General features: G+C 65.3%; 1 protein-coding gene and 1 pseudogene. Both read left to right on the top strand.

What is annotated here, in order from left to right; translation table 11 throughout:
* Nucleotides 1–239: pseudogene (locus tag EOA38_RS37075) on the top strand (anion transporter); the annotation flags it as partial.
* A gap of 162 nt (nucleotides 240–401) precedes the next feature.
* A partial coding sequence (locus EOA38_RS37080) for a LacI family DNA-binding transcriptional regulator (RefSeq protein ID WP_245481027.1) occupies nucleotides 402–1267 on the top strand: 866 nt, incomplete at its 3' end.

Here is a 1267-nt window from a genome sequence, read left to right on the forward strand (position 1 = left end):
CGCTGAGGCCCTTCATCCCGGGCCTCGGAAACCCTGAGCGCGCCTGGCTGGTCGTGGCGATGAGCTCGACGCTCGCCGGCAATTTCACCCTGCTCGGCTCCGTCGCCAATCTCATCGTCGCCGAGCAGGCGAAAGCGGCGGGCAAGGAACTGTCCTTCTCCGCCTTCTTCAAGGTCGGCCTGCCGCTGACCTTGCTGACTCTCCTCGCCGGCACGGCCTGGCTGGCTTTCACCTCCTGACTTCGAACTTTTCCGCCGCGACAAAAATCTGTCGCGGGTGTCCATCGAATCGATTGCGCAAACGTTTCGATGGCTCTATGGTCTCGCCAGATCCGCCGAAGAGCGGACGGGAAACGCATCTAAGGGAGGAGCGCTTGCGGGCACTCCGTTCGCATGCCGACAATGGCTGAGGTCGCGCGCCGCGCCGGCGTTTCGGTTTCCACCGTCTCGCATGTCGTCAACCGCACGCGCTTCGTCTCGCCCGAGAAGGCGCAGCTCATCAACGACGCCATCGCCGCCATGGGCTACCAGCCCAACGAGCTGGCGCGCTCGCTGAAAGTCGCCTCGACCAACAGCGTCGGGCTCGCCATCTCGGCGATCTCCAACCCTTACTTCACCGACATCATTTGCGCCGTCGAAGCCGAATGCGCGCGGCTCGGCCTGATGGTGTTCCTGTCGGACACGCAGGAAGACCCCGACCGCGAGCTCCAAGTGGTGCGCGCCTTCCACCAGCGCCGCGTCGACGGCGTGATCCTGGCCCCGTCCGGTTCGCCTGAGCGCGCGATCGCCTATCTCGCCGACAAGAAGCTGCCTTGCGTCTTGATCGACCGCTTCGCCGACGACCGCTTCGACCAGATCGGCGTCGAGAACGAGACGGCGATGCGGGCGCTGATCGACCATGTCGCTTCCTTCGGCCACAGGCGTATCGGCTACATTGCCGGCCAGCCGGGGCTCGCCACCACGCGCGAGCGCGTCGACGCCTTCCGCGCCTCGCTTGCAGCCAATGGACTTGAGTGCCTGCCGCACTATGTCTCGCCGGAGAATGTCGACACGGCGAGCGCCACGGTATCGACCCATGCGATCCTGTCGCTGCCCGCGCCGCCCACCGCATTGGTCACCGGCAACAACATGACGACGATCGGGGCAGTCCGCGCCATCCGCGAGAAGGGTCTTTCGATCCCGCGTGACCTCTCGCTGGTCGGCTTCGACGATTTCGAATGGGCCGACTGCTTCGAACCCAGGCTGACGCTTGTCGAGCAGCCTTGCAC

Source organism: Mesorhizobium sp. M1E.F.Ca.ET.041.01.1.1 (assembly GCF_003997355.1).
Taxonomy (GTDB): Bacteria; Pseudomonadota; Alphaproteobacteria; order Rhizobiales; family Rhizobiaceae; genus Mesorhizobium.